Below are 19220 nucleotides of genomic sequence, written 5' to 3' on the forward strand. Positions count from 1 at the left end.
CGGTCCGCCTGTCGCGATCGCTCGTGCGAGCGTCGCCACCGGTGATCAGACCGTGTCGTTCCCGCGGTCGCGCTTGAAGACGTCCTGGTCGGCGAGCTTCGAAGCCGCGGCCCGACGCTCCTCCTCGGTGATGGTGCCCTGCAGCGCCTTCGCCTTCCGGCTGGACTGGATGTAGTGCCAGGTGGTCGGGATGAGGGTGAGGACGACGGCTCCGATGAGGATGACGTCGATGTAGTTCTGCACGAAGGTGGCGACCGGGGGGATGTATCCGAGCAGGTAGCCGAAGAAGGTGAGCCCGGCGCCCCAGATGAGCGCGCCGATGAGGTTGTAGAGCGAGTACTTCTTGTAGTTCATGTGGCCGATGCCGGCCGCGACCGGGGCGAAGGTCCGGACGATCGGGACGAAGCGCGCCAGGATGACCGCGAGGGCGCCGAAGCGCTCGAAGAAGGCGTTCGTCCGCTCGACGTTCTTGATGCTGAAGAGGCCGGACTCCTTGCGTTCGAACACCTTCGGCCCGAGCTTGTGCCCGATGAGGTATCCGACCTCGCCGCCGAGGAACGCCGAGAACCCGATCGCGAGGCAGACCCACCAGATGTCGATCTCGATGACGCGGGCGGAGCCGAACGCGAGGAGACCGGTGATGACGAGCAGGGTGTCGCCGGGGAGCAGGAATCCGACGAGGAGGCCGGTCTCGGCGAAGACGATCGCGCAGACCACGACGAGGGCCCAAGGACCGACGGCCGTGATGATGCCCTCCGGGTCGAGCCAGGGGATGAGGGCGGTGTGGACCATGCGGAGCTCCTGCTGTAGGGGGAGGGATGGAACGGCGTACGACGATGTCGCGTGCGGGAGAAGGGACTTGAACCCTCACGCTCGAAAGCACAGGAACCTAAATCCTGCGTGTCTGCCAATTCCACCACTCCCGCGGCCCGCTCAGTCTACGGGAGCGAGGTCGGGAACGTCCTGAGCTTCGGGGGAGGAGCCGCGGCCAGCGGAGCCCGGGTCGGCCCGTGTATGCTCGGCTCCATGCGAACGACGTGTGCAACGAGCTGGTGGCCCGCCTCCTAGGCGGACCGCGCACGTGCACACACGACGACTCGACCGCCTGACAGGGCGGTCGTTCTCGTTCGGAGGCCCTGTCGGATCGGTCCCAGCCTGAGGACACCACCATGACCACCCTGCTCCACCGCGTGCTGCACGCCGGCCCCGACTTCCCGTTCGCGGTGCTCCGCCGACACGGCAGCGACACCGTCGACCTCTACACGGGCGACGTCGTCGACGTCGAGTCGCTCGCCGACATCCCGCTCGGATCCGCCGGCGACGACCACCAGCCCGAGGTCCTCACGCTCGTGCCGTACCGCCAGGTGCGCGAGCGAGGCTTCGCCGCGATGGACGACGGCGCTCCGCTGCGCTGCCTCGTGGTGAGCGAGCGCGAGACGGTGACACTCGACGAGCTGCTCGACCGACTCCCCGCCGACGCGGTCCCGCTGGTCGACGGCGGGTTCGACGTCTCCGACGAGGACTACGCGTCGATCGTGCGCCGCGTCATCGAGGACGAGATCGGACGCGGCGAGGGCGCCAACTTCGTCATCCGCCGCGAGTTCACCGCGACGACCGAGGTGCCGGCCGAGCGCGCCGTCCTCGCCTGGTTGCGGGCGCTCCTGTCGGGGGAGACCGGCGCCTACTGGACCTTCGCCGTGCACACGCCGGGCGTCTCGATGGCCGGTGCGACGCCCGAGCGCCACGTCGCGGTCGCCCGCGACGCGTCGACCGGTGAACGCACCGTCACCATGAACCCCATCAGCGGCACCTTCCGCCACCCGCGCTCCGGCGCGACCGGCGACGACTTCCGCGCGTTCCTCGGCGACGTCAAGGAGACGGAAGAGCTCTTCATGGTCGTCGACGAGGAGATGAAGATGATGAGCCGGGTGTGTGCCTCCGGTGGACGCATCCTCGGACCCTACGTCAAGCAGATGTCGCGCCTCACCCACACCGAGTACCTGCTCGCCGGGACGAGCGAACTCGACGTCCGCGAGGTCCTGCGGTTGACGATGTTCGCACCGACGGTCACCGGCTCGCCCATGCAGAACGCGTGTTCGGTCATCGCCCGCCACGAGCGGAACGCGCGCGGCTACTACTCCGGCGTGCTCGCGCTGTTCACCCCGGTGGGCGACGGCGACTACGAACTCGACGCACCGATCCTCATCCGCACCGCCTATGTCGACGACGCAGGCCTCGTCCGCGTTCCCGCCGGTGCGACGCTCGTCCGTCACTCGGATCCCGAGTCGGAGGTCGCCGAGACGGCGGCGAAGGCGGCCGGCGTGTTGACCGCCCTCGGCGTCATGGCACCCGCCGCGCTCGGCCCGACTGTCGACCTCGCGGCGGAACCCGGAGTGCAGGACGCGCTCCGAGCGCGGAACGAGCGGTTGGCGTCCTTCTGGTTGCAGCCGCAGCACCCGGCGCCCGTCGGTTCACTGTCGGGCCGTACCGCGGTCATCGTCGACGCCGAGGACGAGTTCACCGCGATGCTGGCCCACCAGCTGCGCCACTTCGGGATGACCGTCAGCGTGGAGCACTGGTCCGCGGTGACCGACGCGCTCGTGGACGTCGACCTCCTCGTCGCCGGCCCGGGTCCGGGCGACCCGCTCGACCTCGCCGACCCGCGGGTCCGCCGGATGCATGAGATCGTGTCCGCGCGTCTCGCTGCCGGAGCGCCACTGCTCGCCGTCTGCCTGAGCCATCAGGTGCTGGCGATCCAGCTCGGGCTGCCGATCGAACGCCTCGACGCGCCACGACAGGGGCTGCAGCTCGACCTCGACCTCTTCGGTGAGCAGTCGCTGATCGGGTTCTACAACACCTTCACCGCACGGCTGGCGGGTGAGGCTCCGGTTGGCGGGGTGGAGATCGCTGCAGATGCGGCGTCCGGCGACGTGTTCGCGATGCGTGGTCGCGGGTTCGCGTCGGTCCAGGGGCACCTCGAGTCGGTGCTGTCGCGCGACGGACTCCGAACCCTCGGGTCGCTCGCGGGCCACGCGCTCGCGGGTGTCGCATCAGGGCGATCGGCTGCTGCCGTCGGCTCCTGAACGTCATACACCGCCTGGACGGTCGGTGATGCCGACCGTCCAGGCGGTGGACCGTGCGTGGCTGCTCGTCAGGCGTCCGCCTGGTCGAGCGTCGTGAACGGCGTGACGTCGGCCAGCTGCGGTCCGAGACCGATGTCGATGAGGCGGACGTCGCCGGCGTAGGCCGAGCCGGGCGGGATGAGGAGCCCCGCCTTCACCGCGCCGAAGGTGACCGTGACCTCCGCCGGCAGGACGGCACCCTCGGGGACGCTTCCCTCGTCGGGGTCGATGCCGCTCGGGACGTCCACGGCGACCACCGTCGGTCCGCCGGAGTTCTGCACGACCGGGAGGACCGCCTCGACGATCGCCTTCGGCGCACCGCGCAGGGTGGGGTTCCGGCTTGCGCCGATGCCGAAGACGGCATCGACGACGATCGCGGCGCCTTTGGCTTCGTCGGCGGTGTCGTCCGGTTCGGCGGGGGAGTTCATGAGGAAGCGGACGCCGGCCTCGACCGCTGCGGCGTAGCCCGCCTCGTGGGCGTGGTCACCGGTCCTCGCCACGACGAGGTCGAGCGGGACGTCGTCCGGACCGGTCGTGCCGGCGAGCTCCGCCGCCGCGAAGAGGGCGTCACCGCCGTTGTCGCCTGAGCCGACGAGCAGCAGGATCTTCCAAACCTCGGGTGCCTCGCCCTCGACGCCCGCCGCGCGATCGGCGAGCACCGCCCGCAGTTCCTCGGCGAGGCCGTGGGCGGCTCGCGCCATGAGCGGTTCCCCTGCGTCCAAGAGTGGTGCCTCTGCCGCTCGGACCTGGTCTGCGGTGTAGCCGTTGATCATGGCGCCCACTCTTCCGGCTCGGGTCGACCGCCGCAAGCGGTTGCGGCGCGGCACCAGCTCCGGAATCACCTCTGGATCCTGGCGTGCGCCGGGGCTACCATGCCTGCATGTGCCGGAACATCCACACCCTTCACAATTTCGAGCCGGCGGCGACCGACGACGAGGTCGGGGCCGCGGCGCTCCAGTACGTGCGGAAGGTCAGCGGGTCGACGAAGCCGTCCCAGGCGAACGCTGAGGCCTTCGACCGGGCGGTCGCGGAGATCGCCCACATCACCCGCCACCTGCTCGAGGACCTCGTGACGACCGCCCCGCCGAAGGACCGCGAGGTCGAGGCGCAGAAGGCGAAGGAGCGTTCGGCGAGGCGGTTCGCGACGGCTTGAGCGCGACCGTCGGTTCGGGACCTGGTCAGGCGAGCTCGAGTCGGATGTCCGGGTGGCCGGCGAAGACCTCGAGGAGGAGGTCGAAGTAGGTCTTGCCTCGGCCGGCGTCCAGGTCGTCGAGCTGCGTGGTGATCCGCGCCGTGTCGAACGGTGCGCCCCGTTCGAGCTTCTCCTGCAACCACGCGCGGGTGGCCGTGATGCCGAGTGCGGTGCGGCTGGCGTCATGCTCCGTCCAGACGAAGTGCACGTCGTCGATTTCGCGGAGCGCGCCGATCCCGCCGTAGAGGACGTCGTCGAGGGCGTCGAGGCTCGGGCCGAGGTCCCAGTTCTCGTCCTGCATCAGGAGGTCGTTCATCACCTCGTAGAACGAGGCGATGTCGTGGATGCGGGATCCGTCGATGCGGAAGGTGGTCGGCACGGTCCCCGAGCCTAGTGTGACCTGCGGGAGCTTCATGGTGTGCTGGGCACCGTTCCCCGGCGAACGTCGCACTTGTCGACCACTTGGGCTTCGTAGGCGGGACACAGTTGCAGGACAAGGTTGAGGGCTCTCGGGCGCGCATTCAATTGCGGTCACGAGACGTCTTCAAACTCTTGAGTTACGAGATGCCCGTCTCGTCAGACGGGCCCGTGATGTCAGGCTTCGTCGCGCAGGTGTGCAAAGATGCGTTCCATGACGGTAGAAAATGACCTCTACGCGCATCTCGCGAAGTTCGAGACTGCGCCATTTCTATTCGTGGGGAGCGGGCTCTCGCGAAGGTATCTCGCCACGGACGACTGGATGGGCCTTTTGCGAAGGTTTGCAGAGAAGACTGATTACCCGTTCGAGAGGTATCGCGCGGATGCAAGCCGTGACACGGGCCGGATGGCGTCCGCCATAGCTGCTCGCTTTAATTCCACATGGTGGGAATCGGACGACTATGTAGCGAGTAGGAACAAATTTCCTGATCCAGAGACAGGACAATCGCCGCTGAAAATCGAGGTAGCGAAGTACCTGGCTCAGGCCGTCGATAGTGTACCCCAATCGGGTCCTCTAGCCGAAGAGCTGGAGTTGCTCAAGGATGCAATAGTGGAGGGGGTTATTACAACCAACTATGACACTTTGCTGGAGAAGCTCTTCCCGACGTTCACCGTATACGCAGGCCAGGATGAGTTGCTATTCAATAACTCCTACGGCGTTGGGGAAATCTTCAAGATTCACGGCAGTGCAAAGCTGCCCGAAAGTATAATTCTGACGACAGAAGATTTTTTGCGGTTCAACCAACGGAACAAGTACCTTGCGGCGAAGCTCCTGACAATATTTGTCGAGCATCCTATCGTGTTCCTGGGATACTCGTTGTCTGATCCAAATATCCAGGAGATTCTCTTGAATATCGCCGAGGTGTTGACGGCGGATAATTTGAGTAAACTGCAGAACCGCTTGATTTTCGTGCAGTGGTCGAGTGAGCCCCAGGCGGGTGAATTGATTCACACGTTCCATTCCGTGAATGGGAATGCGATCCCGATCATTTCCGTCCCGGTTAGTAGCTTCGAGGGAGTGTTTCGAGCGCTTCGTCGACTCAAGCCTCGCCTCCCGGCCAGTGTCCTGCGACGCGTGAAGGAACAGGTATACGAACTTGTTTCGACGAGCGAGTCGAAGGGTACGCTGCTGGTTCGCGATATTGACGACGATGTCGATCCCTCTCAGGTTGAAATCGTGATCGGTGTAGGCGTACGGCAAAAGTTGGCTCTGGAAGGTCTCGTGGGCTGGGACCGGAAGCACGTCATGTTTGAAACCCTGGAACATAATCTCGCGGGAAACCGGGAAGCGATGGAAACGGTTGCCCGCGAGGTTTTGCCGCAGCATCTGTCAGGAACGACAAACTGCTCGGTCTACTACTATCTGGCTGGTGCAGGACGTTTGGGCTCACTGGGCGCGGTCGGCGACTCGGATGGTTTGCACGAGCGGGTGATGAGCCGGGTTCAGTCCGCAGTGGCGTACCTACGCCCATCAAACTTCCCACGGAAATATCGTCTGCTCGCCGAGCGCTATGAGACATTCGAAGCGCTGACCATGGACCAGGATCGCCAAACCAGCCTCCAGGTGCTGCAAGTCATTGACCTTCAGAAGGTTGACGATGAGCATCTTCGCGGCTACCTGCGTGGGAACTACGAAGAGACGCCGGAAGGTAAGCCGACGACGCTGTGGGCGAAGGCTGTCTGCATCTACGACGCAGTCGCGTTCGGGTCTTTGAGGGAGCGGTGAGCCGTCGTGTGCCCCCTAGAAATCATGGGATCGTGAGACGAACGCTAACGGCGTCGCCACCGTCTGGGACTCTATGCCCGGTGCACCAGCTGCGGCCGGTCAGGCTACGAAGTCGAGCGGAGAACGGAGCCGTCCACTAACGTCAAGACGTGAACAGCACTAGCGCGGACAAGAACGGCACCGAATCTCCCGAGGACCCCGAACCGCCTTCGGACGACCACGATGCCGGGCACGGTAGCGAAACTGCTCCTCTCACAAGCGACGTCAATCACGGGGTGTCGCCCGCGCGCCTGCTGGGATCACAGACGGCTTTCCAACTTGACGGCGAATCTCTTGCTGGTATTGGCCAAGCGATTCGGACGTCGTCACCGGTTCCTGCTGAATACTACGGTCAGCTGAAGTCGAGTATGGAGACAGTGGCCGCCGCCGCCGCTGCAGTCCGGCCGGAGATTCCGTTCACGGCTTTGAAAGGCTTGCATGACGCCGCCGCGAAGATAGCCGTACCGACCGAAGCGCTAGAGGGACTTCGGTCTGCCATGGCAGCTTCTGCCAAGGTCAACATTCCGACCGAGTCACTGGCCGGAATACAAGCGGCGTTGGCAGCATCCGCAAAGGTAACCATTCCGACGGACACCTTTGCTGGACTGCAGGCTGCGTTGAGGACGGCTTCGCAGGGCGTCTTCTCCGACGGCTACTGGGAGCGTTTCGGTTGGACCGTTCGCGCTCTAGAACAATCGGTGTCGGTGCCGTCACTTTACTCGCAAGATCAGCTTGCCTCGCGTTCCAACCCGCATGAGGCAACTGTTCGAGGCGATCGCTCAGCGGAGGCTTTCTTTGACGCGCACTCGGTGGAGATCGACGACGAGAGGTCCTTGATCAAGGCGCTCGCCACGATCCTCGAGAAGCACCACAAGCACCAATTGGTGTGGCGAGGTCAGCAGGACGTGAGCTGGCAGACCCACAGCTCCCTCTACCGGAAACTAGAAAAGCGAGGCCCTGTCTCCGAGGACAGGTTGGTGTCAGCCGAGGCGCTTGCCTTGGATCACGCGCGGACATGGGGAGAGGATCCCGTCGCGGCGCTGAAGTTTTTCGCACATCTGCAACATCAGGGCGCTCCGACGCGACTTCTCGACGCGACCATGGACCCCGAGATGGCTGCCTGGTTCGCCGTCGAAGCGGACCCGGATCTTGATGATGTGGACGGCCGGGTTATCGCGTGGGGACGCGTTGCGCGGACGTCCGCCCGCAAGCTTGCCGACGCCGACGAGGACCTGCCGGCTGATGAGAAGGCGCCATTCTGGCACGCTTGGGCATCTGAGGACCAGCGCGCACGCGTCGGATGGGGCACTGGGTCCAGAACCTGGTCATGGTTCCCGCCAGCGCTCAGCGACCGCATGCGAGCTCAGCGAGCCGGATTCCTGCTTGAAGCGGGCCCCCTAGTCACGCCAACGGTCGCGGAGGTCATCTCAGCAGCCATGGGGCATGAGTGGCGGGTGGGAGAGATAACCCGAGCTACGTCAATCGTAGGCTTCCCCTCGCGGCATGACGTGATAACTAAGCCGAACGAAGCCCACCTGGTTCCGCTGTTCTCGCTTCGCATCACGGCCAGAGCAAAGCCCGCTATCCGACGATACCTGGCCGGTAAGGGGTTGCGATTTTCGACCGTGTACCCGGATCGGGGCGGACTGGTGGAGTTCCTGAAAGGCCCGCTTGGCATTCAGGTGTGAGCCGTGAACGGCTATTGGCGGACACCCGTGCGATTCATCCGGCTGGTGCCGCTCCATCTTGTGTTTCTTGGCGCCGCCGAAGCGTTTCCCGGATATCGGCGTCTGTCACTGTCCCTCTCATCCACGACGCGATGCTGTTCATCATGTCCTGGGCCCATTGGGCCATGGGGCCCTGCCACTTCATGTACTCGGGGTCCTCCGGTGTGTCGAGGTAAGGGTTCTCCATCGCATACGCCATCGCATCTGTTCCCCTCTTGCTTTCGGCAACAAGCCAGTCCGCCAGAGCGAGAGCAGAGGGTATCGTCTGCAGGATGACGAGCTTGGCGCGAAGACGTCGCATGATCGGTAGCCATGACTCGGTCTGAGGATTCGCGGCTACGAAGAAGCCGTAGATCTCTAGCAATTCCTCCAGGTGACGATCCCGACGCTCGGACTCTCTGTCTTCGCGCGCAGTGCGTCGCTCGGTTTCGCGCATCTGAGCTGCGGCCTCCTGTTCAATCAGCCGCTCCTGGGCCGCAACCGTCTGTTCTTCGACGCGAGCCTTCTCGGCCCGTTTGCTTTCAGACCGCGCTAGCCAGATGGCAATGCCAGCTGAGACGAGCAGCGCGAGGCTAGGGATGCCTGCGTCAGTGACGATGTCCCAGACCGACGGCCCGAGGTACTGATCTGGCGCGCCAAGGTCTGTGCTGAGCACCTCGAGTCCCACGACTATTTCCTACCGCGGCGGCGCGCTTTGACACGCACGCGGCGGCCAGCTTCAGTGAATGGCCGCAACATATCTCGCAGTGCGGCCGCGTTCTCTGCGGTCAGATCGATCTCGTAGCGGCGGCCATCTATTGCGAACCGGACCGTTTCGCCGCCTCCCGGCTCGAGGACGGTACCGTCTAGGTCGTCGACAGTAGTGATGACGGTGCGCTTACTCAAGGTTCTTGCCTTCCATTTCGGGCCGATCTACGTACTGCTCGACCAGGAACCCGGCAAGGTAATCCTCGCGGCGGCGCTCATAGCCCAGTCGCTCCAATTCGACCACCAGGGCGGCGTGGTCGAGTGCACTCATCCCAGTTCGTAGTCGGCTACTCTAGCCCTGAGAACGGGCGATCGATCTAACTACGTCGAGCTTACGATCCACGGACTTCAGCGGGCGCACCGCTGAGCTACGCAGGCCCCGACTGCTTTGGGAGAACACATCCGCCAAGACGCGTGATTCTGGGATGACGCATGAGCGCCGGATCAGAATACGAGTGCTAAGCGTCCTGCTTGCGTGCGCACAACAACGTCCTTCGCCATCAGAGCAGCGATCAGGCCGTGAACGTCGACCGTTGCCTCTCGCCACGATGCTACGAGGTCGCTTTCCGCCGCGCCGCGGTCATACGCGCGCCCTCTGGACTGGCGGATGATTTCGTGAGCGAGTTCCGCTTCGTCCTCCGTGAGCCGCTCGAAACTTGCGACTAGCCTACGGATAGTGAGGGCCGCGAAGGCTGCAAAGCCGTTGGACGTCGTCAAGTGGAGCGCGGCAGCCACCACGGCGTCGCCCCACAGAGATTTGCATTTCGCAAAATTGAAAAAGTACTGCGTACGTGGCGCCAGGTATGCGAACACGCCTGGAGGTGGTGTGGGGTACACCAGCCGCGGTTCGATGAATTCGTCCGTTGCCTCGACCTCGGCAACCAGCGCCAAGAGATCGTCGAATTGACTCGAACTTATAGCAAGATCGAATCCCAGGCGAGATTCCAAATCGCGTGCGGACTCGACAGATACCCAAGCCAAATTAACCCCCCCGGTGGACAAACGTTGACTGAATGATAGCTGGCATCGTACGGTCGTTGTCCAGACCCGAGCGAAAGAATGTAAGTGCGATCGCTCGACTGGAGCTTCTCAGGTCTTGCGGTCGCTTTACTATGCGCGACCAAGTCTTCCTCATCGGCAGAATCCGCGAGTCTTTGTCGGATGTTGGTTCAGGGGCCTGTCCATGTTGCAGCGGTCACGACAGCCGTGTTTCGCTACAGTTTCAGCATGCCCACAACCCGGTCGCATGCCCCTCTCCTGAGCGCGGTCATCGTCGCCGTCCTCCTCTCGGGCTGTTCCTCAGCGTCTTCGACGGACGAGAGCCCCGAACCTCTTCCATCGGTGGAGACTGGAAATCTGACTGACGACGAGCGCCTAGCGCGCTCCGTGCGGCTAGTTGAGGAGGCGCTACCCGATGCTCCGATCTGGGAGGGAATGACGTTCGTGGGCCTCGTTGTCGATGAAAGTGAGATCTGCGTCGACCGGACGTGGGGTCCCGGTAACTCCACGGACTCCGGGAGTGCGGCCGGCTATGTCGTCGTCACCTTCCCGGAGGAGGAGCTCGGCGAGCCGCAGGATGGTCTGTGCGCCGACTATGCGCCTACTGCCGAAACAACGGATCCGGTCGTCGAGGTCCCCGCCGAACTCAAGAATGATCCGGGCCTGCTCGTTAGCACGGACTTCGGCGCGGAGTGGCCCCTGACTGTGCCCTACGCGATCGTCAAATGCAAGGAGAAGACCGCGGCGGGACGAGTCCTGCAAATCGTCACGGTCGAGTCGCCGGATGGCACTGAGTACGCCGTAAACGGCACCGCTCGCGACCATACCGAGCTACCAGAGATCTTTCCGATCTGGGCAGATGATCCTGATACCGCCGGACTGAAAGTTGACATCTCGCCAGTAATCAGGTCAGGTCTCGCGCTCTGCTAGTTCACTGCGATTCGCTTGGATCGCAGGCTAGGCTTCCGAGGGCTCGTCCCCGTAGTCGACCTTCGGAACGAGGTGTGCCGTGCGCCGTCTGTGCTCGAAGTAGAATCCTTCGTTTCTCGTCGTCCTGCGCAGGTACTCGTCGATGTTCTGCACTACGTCGTCGAGACCTGCCTCATTCAGGTGGAAGTCCCCGGCCTCAGTCGTCCCTACCGCCGTCTGGGTGTCGTTCAGCACCTCGACATCGGGGACAAGGAACACGGTCACGAATGGGTTGGCCTCGATGGAAAAGCCTGTGCCGCCGGCGGCCCGGTCGATGTACCACAAGACATCCTTCTTGAAGTCCTCGAGCCGTGCCTCATTGATTACGAACTCGCCGCTTGAAGTGACTCCAGTAACCATAAGTTAACCCCTCGGCCCCCGTATTGATGTCCCGGCCGATCGTACGCCGTGTCGTAGCAAGCTTAGCCATTGGTCGACCGGCGCTCCCAGCTCGAACAGGTTGTTTACCGATTTCGCATGTGTTTAGGTGAGCTATGAGTGCAGATCTACCCGCCGGGGGAACCTGGAGTGACCAACCCTTGCCACAAGCCGATCTTCGGGGTAGAGCTGAGTTCGCCGAGGCCATAGCCCGCCGTATTGACGGGTGTGAAGTCGGCCAGAGCTCGACGGTGTTCGGGATGGTTGGACCGTGGGGGAGCGGGAAGACAACTCTGCTCACCTCAGTTGTGGATAACCTTCCTGGTTGGACGCCCGTATGGTTTGCGCCGTGGTCAGTGGCTGACGTAGCAGCGCTCACTGAGGAGTTTGTTTCCACGCTGTCTGGAGCATTTCCTGAGAGCAAGCCGATACGTCAGCGACTTGCCCAGTACGCTCGATTCGGTTCGCCCGTGCTCAAGTTGATCCCAGTAGCTGGTGAAGCGGTAAAGGCTGTGGCGGACGAGGCTATCGCTGCCTTAGCGAGTCAACCTGCGTGGCATGCGGCCTTCGCGGAGCTCAGCGCGGAGATCGCCAAGCAGGACAAGCGCGTCATAGTGATCATCGATGACGTCGATCGACTAGATGGGACCGAGCTTCGAGCCCTCCTGCGCGTCGTGCGCCTGCTTGGCAGATTCGAGAACGTGCACTACCTCATGGCTTACGACGAGTCGACGATCGCGCGGATGCTTGAGAGCACGGGAGTGCATGGGGCGAGCTCCGAGTTCATGGAGAAGATCGTGCAATACCCGTTCGAGGTACCACCAGTGTCGATGGTCGTGCGCCGGAAGTGGAGCAGAAGCGTCCTAGATTCGGTGGCGTCGGCTGACGAACATTCTGAACATCGAGACCACCTCGTGAAGATTCTGGCAGACGGGTTGGAGACGCCCCGCGCAGCGAGCAGGCTGCGTGAGCAGATGGTCGGATTGTCCAGCCTGATAGCAGTCGCGGAGGTGGATCCGCTCGACTTCACCGCACTGACGTGGCTGCGAATCAATCACCATGCGGTTTGGGACGCGATACGTCTGCACCCGAGGACGTTCCAAGAGTGGAGCAGCCAAGACGACGCTCCCGAGCAGCTCTCGGCGATGGCGCTCGTAAGGGAGGCGGTCGGGTCGGAGGCATTGCTTGCCGTCGAGCCCGTAGTCCGGTTCCTCTTCGAACCGCCGTCTATAGAGTTGGCCATGTCTGGCAATCGGCGATGGCGAATGCGCCACAGCAGATACTTTGATCGATACTTCCAGATTGGGCTCGACGAAGTGGACGTCAGCGAGGCGCTGACGGAACGGATCCTCGACCGCCTTAGCGAGGAGCAAGATGATGATGATGCAGTCGACGAACTCAAGGCAATCGTGGTGGGTCGGGACTTTGAGCGTTCATCGTTGGCCTTGAACATCATGAACGATCATCGGGCGAAAGCGGATTCCACCTCGACTTCGCTCCTGGATCTCGCGCAGGAACTCAAGAGGAAGGTGAGCGAAGCTGACAACCATCTCAGTCTCTCGGGCTCCGACGTCTTGCTGACTCGCGAGCTACATCTAGCTCTCACGGCCGGTGTTCCGTCGCTGGAAGCTCTGTTAGAGCGCTTCGACTACGCCGATCTCGTGGGGGCTGCGATGTGGGCCGTGAGGAAGCGGATCGTGGATCCACCTGAGGTGGGGTCGCGGTACGGAGAGCTTGTCACCGGTTGGTTGGAGATGATCAGAGACCGGCCCCTTGATGAGATCCGGGCCCTACCGGAGCTGCCTGACGCTACCCACTTGATCTCCATGGCATCCGCCGAGGGCGCGGAGCGGGGCTTTCTGACCGGCAAGGTGGGGAGCGTCGAAGACGTTCTCGACGTTGCCGAGGCCTACGTCGCCTCAAGCGCGTCCTACGGCATGACTGTCGAGTACGATCTTCTCTTCCAATCAGCACTCTTCAATTTTGCGGTCGGTGACAGCTTCGTGACTTACGGGCCCGAGCTGGAAGGAGTAGACCTTGGCGAGGAACCCGAATACGAGATCGTTGACCGTGACACACCGACCCTGACCCCTCGTGAACGGCGCCATTTCGTTCTTCGGCAGTTGAAGTCTCTTCGCGCCAAACTTGAGGCACAGGCCAATGCGTCGGCAGCGAGTGAGAGTCGGTCGACATCAGGGACTTGACTAGCGTGTCGCAGTACGCCAGCGAACCTGTACCCGATCGGGGCTGAAACGTTTGCCAGAACCGGCCGGCAGGACGACCACTTCCATGAGCGCCTGAAGGACTTCGCGACGAGCTGAAACAAGGAGGCCGTCCCACTCCTCGCGAACGCTGCGCGCCGTGACCAGATTGAGAACTGAATCGCTCGGTGCACTGGCGCTGAGCCGGGCTTTGGCTACTTCCAAGCGCCGTTCCAGCTTCGCTGCGCTGTTCCGAAACGTCTCAGGGTTAATTGCGTCATCGGCGTACATCTCGCTGAGAGCATCGAGCCTCAGCTGCAATCGTGCGATCTCGTCGCTCGCAGAACTTGCAGCGGCTGAGTCCCTGGTCACGAACGTCTCTCTTGCATCGCTCTGAGAAAGCCTCCGGACCACTAGCGATGAGATCAGGTCGTCAAGTGGCTCCTGAGCACAGCGAAGCCGAAAACAGTTGCTGCATGCGTAGGAAGGGGCCTGTCGCGTGGCACCGTCAGGCCGGGTGGGTTTCACAGCCCGGCCTACCTGGCGCCGCAGGGTGCCGTCACATAGACCGCACCTGGCTAGTCCGCTGAGCAGATACTTCGGGCTCGGCCCGACGTGGTTCGATTTCCGCGAGGGATCCTTGAGCAAACTGCAGAGCTGGTCGTGCAGGTCGGGGGAGTAGATCGCTTCCGACGCGGACTTCCCGATCACCTGTCCTCGGTGGACCCGCAACCCGGCATTCGCTGGCCTAACAAGAATCTGCTTCAGGATGGTCGAGCTCCATTGACCGCCCTTCGGGCTGGCTATCGCCCGACGATTCAGATCGCCGGCGATCGACCGCAGCGATTCCCTGGCGAGCGCTCGGGCAGCTGCCTCACGGATCACGTCGGCCTGCTCCGGGACGACGAAATCTAGCTTGACGGCCCCTGGTCGACGAGCATCATCCTGCGACACGAAGCGGCGTTCGAAGCCGTAGGGAGGGTACCCGTGAGGTTCACCTTTCCGGGCTTTGTCTTCATACTTCCGTCGGAGACGAGCGCTCATGGCCTCGGTTTCCATGCGCGCGAATGTGCCGAGCATCCGCGCCATGCCTCGTCCCTGCGAGCTTGCCAGGTCAATGTCGCCACGGAGGTTCACGAGCTTCAAACCCCGGCGCTCGGCCAGGTCGATGATGTCCTCGAGTTCTCGAGGGGTGCGGGTGAGTCGATCAATGGCCCACACAATCAGGCCCTCGATCCGGCCGCTACGGAGATCGGCCATCAGCCTCTGATACTCGGGTCGAGATCGGCTTCGTGTGGCTGAGATGTCGTTGTCGACGTAGCGATCGACTATCGACCAGTCCAGCTGCTGCGCTCGCACCTCGCAGTCCTCGATCTGACGCCGCACGCCCTGGCCTTCGCCCTCCGAATCCTGAGAGATGCGCGCGTAGATACCGGCCTTCATAAAAGCATCCTATTCGACTGCTCGTACCCCTCGTCTTCCTCATCCTGCCCCTGTCCATCATCATCGCCGTCTTCCCCGGAGTCTTCGTGCTCCGGACCGGCTTCTGACGAAAGGTTCCACATGTCCTCCCCCTCCTTCCTCGACCGCGCGTTTCGCCGGAGTCGTTCCCTCTTCACCGAGGAGCGCGGCGACGTCCCCGGCTGGGTCCTCATCACGCTCATGACGGCCGGGCTCGTCCTCCTCATCTGGGGTGTCGCCGGCCCGGCGCTCACGCAGGTGTTCGAACAGGCCATCGACCGTGTCTCCGGCATCTGAGCCCGAGATCGGCGGATGGCGGACGCGACTCCTGCGCGGCGAGGACGGATCAGCCGTCGCCGAGTTCGTGTTCGTCGGAGCGATCCTCACCGTCCTGATGATGTCCGTGGTCCAGCTCGCGCTCGCCTTGCACGTCCGGAACACGCTCATCGACGCGGCGGCGGAGGGTGCCCGGTTCGGCGCGCTGGCCGACACCGAAATGCTCGACGGCGCCGACCGTGCACGCCAGCTCATCGCCGTCGCCGTGGGGGAGGGCTACACGGGTGACGTCGGCGCCACGCTGGCCGATCATCGCGGAGCAAGCGTCGTCACCGTGACCGTCCGCGCACCGCTTCCGGTCGTGGGCTTGATCGGACTGCCCGGCGTCTTGGAGGTGGAGGGTCATGCGGTCCTCGAGACACTCGAGTGATGAGCTGCGTCACCGACCGACCGCGCTGGACGACGACGGATCGGCCTCCCTCGAGTTCATCACCGTCGGTCTGGTCCTCCTCGTGCCGATCGTCTATCTCATCGTCGCGCTCGCCGAGGTGCAGGCGGCAGTGCTCGCGGCCGGCGGGGCCGCGGCGCAGGCGGCGAAGCTCTACGCGCGGGCCGAGGACGACGCCACGGGTCGCGACCGCGTCGAGGACTCGCTCGCACTCGCGCTCGACGACTTCGGGCTCGACCGGTCCCAGTCGTCCGTCACGCTCGACTGCGCGCCAGCCGGCCTCCCGTGCGGGCAGCGCGGCGGTGCCGTCACGGTCACCGTCGACATCCTCGTCGTCCTGCCGCTGATGCCCGAGATTCTTGGCGTGCAGGCCGCGGTCCCCGTCACCGGCGCCGCCACAGCACCGATCTCCCGGTTCGATGATCGGTTCGGCGAGGCGGAATGAGGGAGCCGGGCGGACGACGACATCTGGACGTCGGCGAGGAGGGCGGCTCGACCATGCTCCTGACCATCGGATTCGCCGTGGTGGCGCTCGCCGTGGTCCTCGTCGGGAGCGCTGCCACATCCCTGTACGTGGAGCACAAGCGGCTCCTCAACCTCGCCGACCGCCTGGCCGCGACCGCCGCGGAGTCCTTCTCCATCGATGACGTCACGATCCAGCCCGACGGGACCTTCCGACCTGTCCTCGATGACGACTCGGTCCGTTCGAGTGCACGCGACGACCTCATCACCGGCGGTGCGGGTGCGCTCACCGGCGTCGAGATCGTCGCGGCGCGGACCCCAGACGGCCGGAGTGCGGAGGTCTCGCTGGCGTCGGATTGGCGGCCACCAATGCTGACGCTGTTCGTCCCGCAGGGCCTCCGGATCGAGGCGACCGCGAGTGCGCGCAGTGTCTTCTGGTGACGGCGGACGGCCCCCCCCCCCCCCCCCCCCCGACGATCAGGGGAACGGGCGCGTGCCGCGGTCGATGAAGCGGGGTATGAACCGGAAGAGGAGGAACGCTCCGATGAGCCCGACACCGCCGATGGTGCCGGCGGCGAGGGAGATCGACGCAGCCGCGGTGATCCCGGACATCGCCAGGGGAGCTGCGGCGGTGCCCGCGTCGCCCAGGAAGCGATAGGCGCCGAGGAACGGCGCGGGTCGGTCCGGTGGCGCGAGGTCGGAGCCGAGGGTCATGAGGATGCCGCTACCGAGGCCGTTGGACAGTGCCAGCACGAGCGCGACGGCGATGAACCAGACCCGCGCCTCGTCGAGGTCGTGCGTGAAGGCCAGGACGATGAACCCGGAGCCCAGCCCGATCATCGAGGGGACGGCGGTCCAGATCCGCCCCCAGCGGTCCATGACCTGACCGCTGGCGTAGAAGAGGGCGAACTCCACCGCGCCGACGACGCCGATGATGAGCGCCGTGTCCGTCTCCGAGACGCCGATGCTGACGGCCCACAGGGGGAGCAGGACCGCCCGACACGAGCGCAGGGCGCCGACGAGTGCGGCGGTCGTCCCCATCCTGGTGAGGACCGCGCCGTGGGCTCGGATCGAAGCGATGAGGCCACTCGACTCCTCGGACGCGAGCTCTTCTCCCTCGGTCCGCTCCTCGCCGTCGGCGGTGCGCGTCGACGGCGGTCGACCGAACATCTCCGCCGGGTCGGGGAGGACGAGCAGGGTGATCGCAGACCCAGCGCAGCAGATGACCATCACCCAGAACGCCGCCTGCGACGTCCCGGTGAGGTGGATGACGCCTGCGGCCAGGAACGGTCCGATGAACGTGCCGGCGCGGAAGACACCGCCGAGGGAGGAGAGCGCCCTCGCCCGGTACCGCATCGGCACGTACGTCGTCATGAACGCGTGCCGTGCCAGACCGAACACGGCGGTCGCGAGCCCGATACAGAAGATGCCCACGGCAAGGACGAACGGATTGGGGGAGATGGCCGCCGTCGCGACCCCGACGACCGCGAGCAGCGCCGCCCACATCATCGCGAAGCGTTCGCCGATCCGACTGACGATCCACCCTGACGGGACGTCGCCGACGAGTTCGCCGAGCATGATGAGTGAGGAGATGACGCCTGCGACGGCGAGCGTCGCCCCCAGGTTCCCGGCGACGGCCGGGATGATCGGGATGATGGCGCCTTCACCGATAGAGAACAACAGCGTGGGGAGGAAGACCGAGACGGCCACGGAGCGCAGCTGGAACGGGCGTTCGTCGGAAGTCATCCCCTCGATCGTACGCCCGCGGCCCTGCGCGGTAGGCTGAAGCCAAATGTTTGACTTGGACCTCTCCACACAGATCAGTACCCTCCGCTCGACCTTCGACGACATCCGCACCGTCGTCGACGTCGACCGTCTCGAAGCCGAGATCGCGACGCTGAGCGAGCAGGCGGGTGCCCAGGATCTCTGGGACGACACGACGAACGCGCAGAAGGTGACGAGCGCCCTCAGCCACCGGCAGTCCGAGCTCGCCCGCATCACCAGCATCGCGAACCGGCTCGACGACCTCGAGGTGCTCATCGAACTCGCGACCGACGCCCAGGACGAGGAGTCGGCCGAAGAGGCCCGCCAGGAGCTCATCAGCCTGCAGAAGGTGCTCGGCGACCTCGAGGTGCAGACGCTGCTGAGCGGCGAGTACGACCCGCGCCCCGCCGTCGTCACCATCCGCGCCGGTGCCGGCGGTGTGGACGCCGCCGACTTCGCCGACATGCTGTTCCGCATGTACCTGCGGTGGGCCGAGCAGCACAAGTACCCGGTCACCGTCATGGACACGAGCTACGCGGAGGAGGCCGGCATCAAGTCGGCCACCTTCGAGGTCGACGCACCGTACGCCTTCGGCACGTTGAGCGTCGAGGCGGGCACGCACCGCCTGGTGCGCATGAGCCCCTTCGGTGCCGCCGGCAAGCGTCAGACGAGCTTCGCCGCCGTCGAGGTCATCCCGCTCATGGAGGAGACGGAGATCGTCGAGATCCCCGAGTCGGACATCCGTGTCGACGTCTTCCGGTCCAGCGGCCCTGGCGGCCAGTCGGTCAACACGACCGACTCCGCCGTTCGCATCACCCACCTGCCGACCGGCACGGTCGTCTCGATGCAGAACGAGAAGAGCCAGATCCAGAACCGTGCCGCGGCCATGCGCGTGCTCCAGTCGCGACTCCTCCTCATCCAGAAGGAGCAGGAGGCCGCGACGAAGAAGGAGCTGGCCGGCACCATCACGGCGAGCTGGGGCGACCAGATGCGCTCCTACGTGCTCGCGCCGTACCAGATGGTCAAGGACCTGCGGACGGAGCACGAGCAGGGGAACCCCGCAGCGGTGTTCGACGGCGATCTCGACGGGTTCATCGCCGCGGGCATCCGCTGGCGGTCGATGTCGAAGCCGGAGTAGCGCAGCGCGACATAGTGTTCGCCCAGCCCTCGTACAGGGTACGGATCGCGGGCGTGTCCTGCCCGTAATCGGCAGGTCGCTCCTTAAGCTCAAG

At 64.4% G+C, this 19220-nt stretch carries 21 protein-coding genes and 1 tRNA gene; 11 read left to right on the forward strand and 11 right to left on the reverse strand.

The annotated features are described in order from the left end of the window. Positions 1-45 precede the first annotated feature (45 nt). Both IFR14_RS08665 and IFR14_RS08670 read right to left on the reverse strand, forming a co-directional pair. Positions 46-792 (reverse strand): DedA family protein, encoded by a 747-nt coding sequence (locus IFR14_RS08665; protein ID WP_064296207.1) that lies wholly within the window; start codon positions 790-792, stop codon positions 46-48. A gap of 52 nt (positions 793-844) precedes the next feature. Next, positions 845-926: transfer RNA gene (locus IFR14_RS08670), tRNA-Leu, on the reverse strand. 243 nt (positions 927-1169) lie between these two features. On the opposite strand from IFR14_RS08670, the gene IFR14_RS08675 reads away from it, so the two are divergent. After that, on the forward strand, positions 1170-3083 hold the full coding sequence (locus IFR14_RS08675; protein ID WP_191940816.1) for an anthranilate synthase family protein: 1914 nt from the start codon (positions 1170-1172) through the stop codon (positions 3081-3083). Between the two features lie 68 nt (positions 3084-3151). On the opposite strand, the gene IFR14_RS08680 is transcribed toward IFR14_RS08675, so the two are convergent. Continuing rightward, positions 3152-3895, reverse strand: coding sequence for an NAD(P)H-hydrate epimerase (locus tag IFR14_RS08680; protein WP_191940817.1), 744 nt, complete (start codon positions 3893-3895; stop codon positions 3152-3154). 107 nt (positions 3896-4002) lie between these two features. Between IFR14_RS08680 and IFR14_RS08685 the strand changes: the two genes are divergently transcribed. Then, on the forward strand, positions 4003-4275 hold the full coding sequence (locus tag IFR14_RS08685) for a DUF2277 domain-containing protein (protein ID WP_191940818.1): 273 nt from the start codon (positions 4003-4005) through the stop codon (positions 4273-4275). A gap of 25 nt (positions 4276-4300) precedes the next feature. On the opposite strand, the gene IFR14_RS08690 is transcribed toward IFR14_RS08685, so the two are convergent. Further along, positions 4301-4693, reverse strand: a complete 393-nt coding sequence (locus IFR14_RS08690) for a barstar family protein (RefSeq protein WP_342365667.1) — start codon at positions 4691-4693, stop codon at positions 4301-4303. Between the two features lie 252 nt (positions 4694-4945). Between IFR14_RS08690 and IFR14_RS08695 the strand changes: the two genes are divergently transcribed. Further along, the gene (locus tag IFR14_RS08695; protein WP_191940820.1) at positions 4946-6517 is read left to right on the forward strand and encodes an SIR2 family protein; all 1572 of its coding nucleotides are present in this window, start codon (positions 4946-4948) and stop codon (positions 6515-6517) included. A gap of 149 nt (positions 6518-6666) precedes the next feature. Beyond that, a complete protein-coding gene (locus IFR14_RS08700) occupies positions 6667-8244 on the forward strand; it encodes an FRG domain-containing protein (protein WP_191940821.1) in 1578 nt (525 codons plus the stop codon). 34 nt (positions 8245-8278) lie between these two features. Here the strand turns inward: IFR14_RS08700 and IFR14_RS08705 are convergent, their stop codons facing one another. The 4 genes from IFR14_RS08705 to IFR14_RS08720 all read right to left on the reverse strand — a co-directional run bounded on the left by IFR14_RS08705 (position 8279) and on the right by IFR14_RS08720 (position 9978). After that, positions 8279-8950 (reverse strand): hypothetical protein, encoded by a 672-nt coding sequence (locus IFR14_RS08705; RefSeq protein ID WP_191940822.1) that lies wholly within the window; start codon positions 8948-8950, stop codon positions 8279-8281. A gap of 2 nt (positions 8951-8952) precedes the next feature. After that, positions 8953-9168 carry an Lsr2 dimerization domain-containing protein gene (locus IFR14_RS08710; RefSeq protein ID WP_191940823.1) on the reverse strand — a complete coding sequence of 72 codons (216 nt, stop codon included), beginning with the start codon at positions 9166-9168 and terminating at the stop codon, positions 8953-8955. Beyond that, a complete protein-coding gene (locus IFR14_RS08715) occupies positions 9161-9301 on the reverse strand; it encodes a hypothetical protein (RefSeq protein WP_191940824.1) in 141 nt (46 codons plus the stop codon). The genes IFR14_RS08710 and IFR14_RS08715 overlap by 8 nt, the downstream gene beginning before the upstream one ends. A gap of 173 nt (positions 9302-9474) precedes the next feature. Then, a complete protein-coding gene (locus tag IFR14_RS08720) occupies positions 9475-9978 on the reverse strand; it encodes a hypothetical protein (RefSeq protein ID WP_191940825.1) in 504 nt (167 codons plus the stop codon). A gap of 279 nt (positions 9979-10257) precedes the next feature. Between IFR14_RS08720 and IFR14_RS08725 the strand changes: the two genes are divergently transcribed. Continuing rightward, positions 10258-10959 carry a DUF2511 domain-containing protein gene (locus IFR14_RS08725; protein WP_191940826.1) on the forward strand — a complete coding sequence of 234 codons (702 nt, stop codon included), beginning with the start codon at positions 10258-10260 and terminating at the stop codon, positions 10957-10959. Positions 10960-10986: 27 nt separating this feature from the next. Here IFR14_RS08725 and IFR14_RS08730 read toward each other — a convergent pair whose 3' ends face one another. Further along, the gene (locus IFR14_RS08730) at positions 10987-11358 is read right to left on the reverse strand and encodes a hypothetical protein (protein WP_191940827.1); all 372 of its coding nucleotides are present in this window, start codon (positions 11356-11358) and stop codon (positions 10987-10989) included. Positions 11359-11492: 134 nt separating this feature from the next. Here IFR14_RS08730 and IFR14_RS08735 point away from each other — a divergent pair, with 134 nt between their 5' ends. Next, on the forward strand, positions 11493-13580 hold the full coding sequence (locus IFR14_RS08735; RefSeq protein WP_191940828.1) for a P-loop NTPase fold protein: 2088 nt from the start codon (positions 11493-11495) through the stop codon (positions 13578-13580). On the opposite strand, the gene IFR14_RS08740 is transcribed toward IFR14_RS08735, so the two are convergent. Continuing rightward, entirely contained in the window at positions 13581-15020 is a 1440-nt protein-coding gene (locus IFR14_RS08740; RefSeq protein ID WP_191940829.1) for a recombinase family protein, read from the reverse strand. It abuts the gene before it with no gap. 120 nt (positions 15021-15140) lie between these two features. Here IFR14_RS08740 and IFR14_RS08745 point away from each other — a divergent pair, with 120 nt between their 5' ends. The 4 genes from IFR14_RS08745 to IFR14_RS08760 are packed head-to-tail and all read left to right on the forward strand — an operon-like array spanning position 15141 to position 16665. Further along, entirely contained in the window at positions 15141-15335 is a 195-nt protein-coding gene (locus IFR14_RS08745) for a hypothetical protein (RefSeq protein ID WP_191940830.1), read from the forward strand. Next, complete coding sequence (locus IFR14_RS08750) at positions 15319-15744, forward strand: TadE/TadG family type IV pilus assembly protein (protein WP_342365668.1); 426 nt, start codon at positions 15319-15321, stop codon at positions 15742-15744. Before IFR14_RS08745 ends, IFR14_RS08750 begins: the two co-directional genes overlap by 17 nt. Then, positions 15719-16207, forward strand: coding sequence for a TadE family protein (locus IFR14_RS08755; protein ID WP_191940831.1), 489 nt, complete (start codon positions 15719-15721; stop codon positions 16205-16207). The genes IFR14_RS08750 and IFR14_RS08755 overlap by 26 nt, the downstream gene beginning before the upstream one ends. Next, entirely contained in the window at positions 16204-16665 is a 462-nt protein-coding gene (locus IFR14_RS08760) for a hypothetical protein (RefSeq protein WP_191940832.1), read from the forward strand. Before IFR14_RS08755 ends, IFR14_RS08760 begins: the two co-directional genes overlap by 4 nt. Positions 16666-16701: 36 nt before the next feature. Here the strand turns inward: IFR14_RS08760 and IFR14_RS08765 are convergent, their stop codons facing one another. Next, positions 16702-17970 (reverse strand): MFS transporter, encoded by a 1269-nt coding sequence (locus tag IFR14_RS08765; RefSeq protein WP_079705592.1) that lies wholly within the window; start codon positions 17968-17970, stop codon positions 16702-16704. Positions 17971-18016: 46 nt separating this feature from the next. On the opposite strand from IFR14_RS08765, the gene prfB reads away from it, so the two are divergent. Continuing rightward, positions 18017-19126, forward strand: coding sequence for a peptide chain release factor 2 (gene prfB, locus IFR14_RS08770; RefSeq protein ID WP_079705593.1), 1110 nt, complete (start codon positions 18017-18019; stop codon positions 19124-19126). Positions 19127-19220 lie beyond the last annotated feature (94 nt).

It is taken from the genome of Plantibacter sp. CFBP 8775, from assembly GCF_014839505.1.
Lineage (GTDB): Bacteria > Actinomycetota > Actinomycetes > Actinomycetales > Microbacteriaceae > Plantibacter > Plantibacter auratus.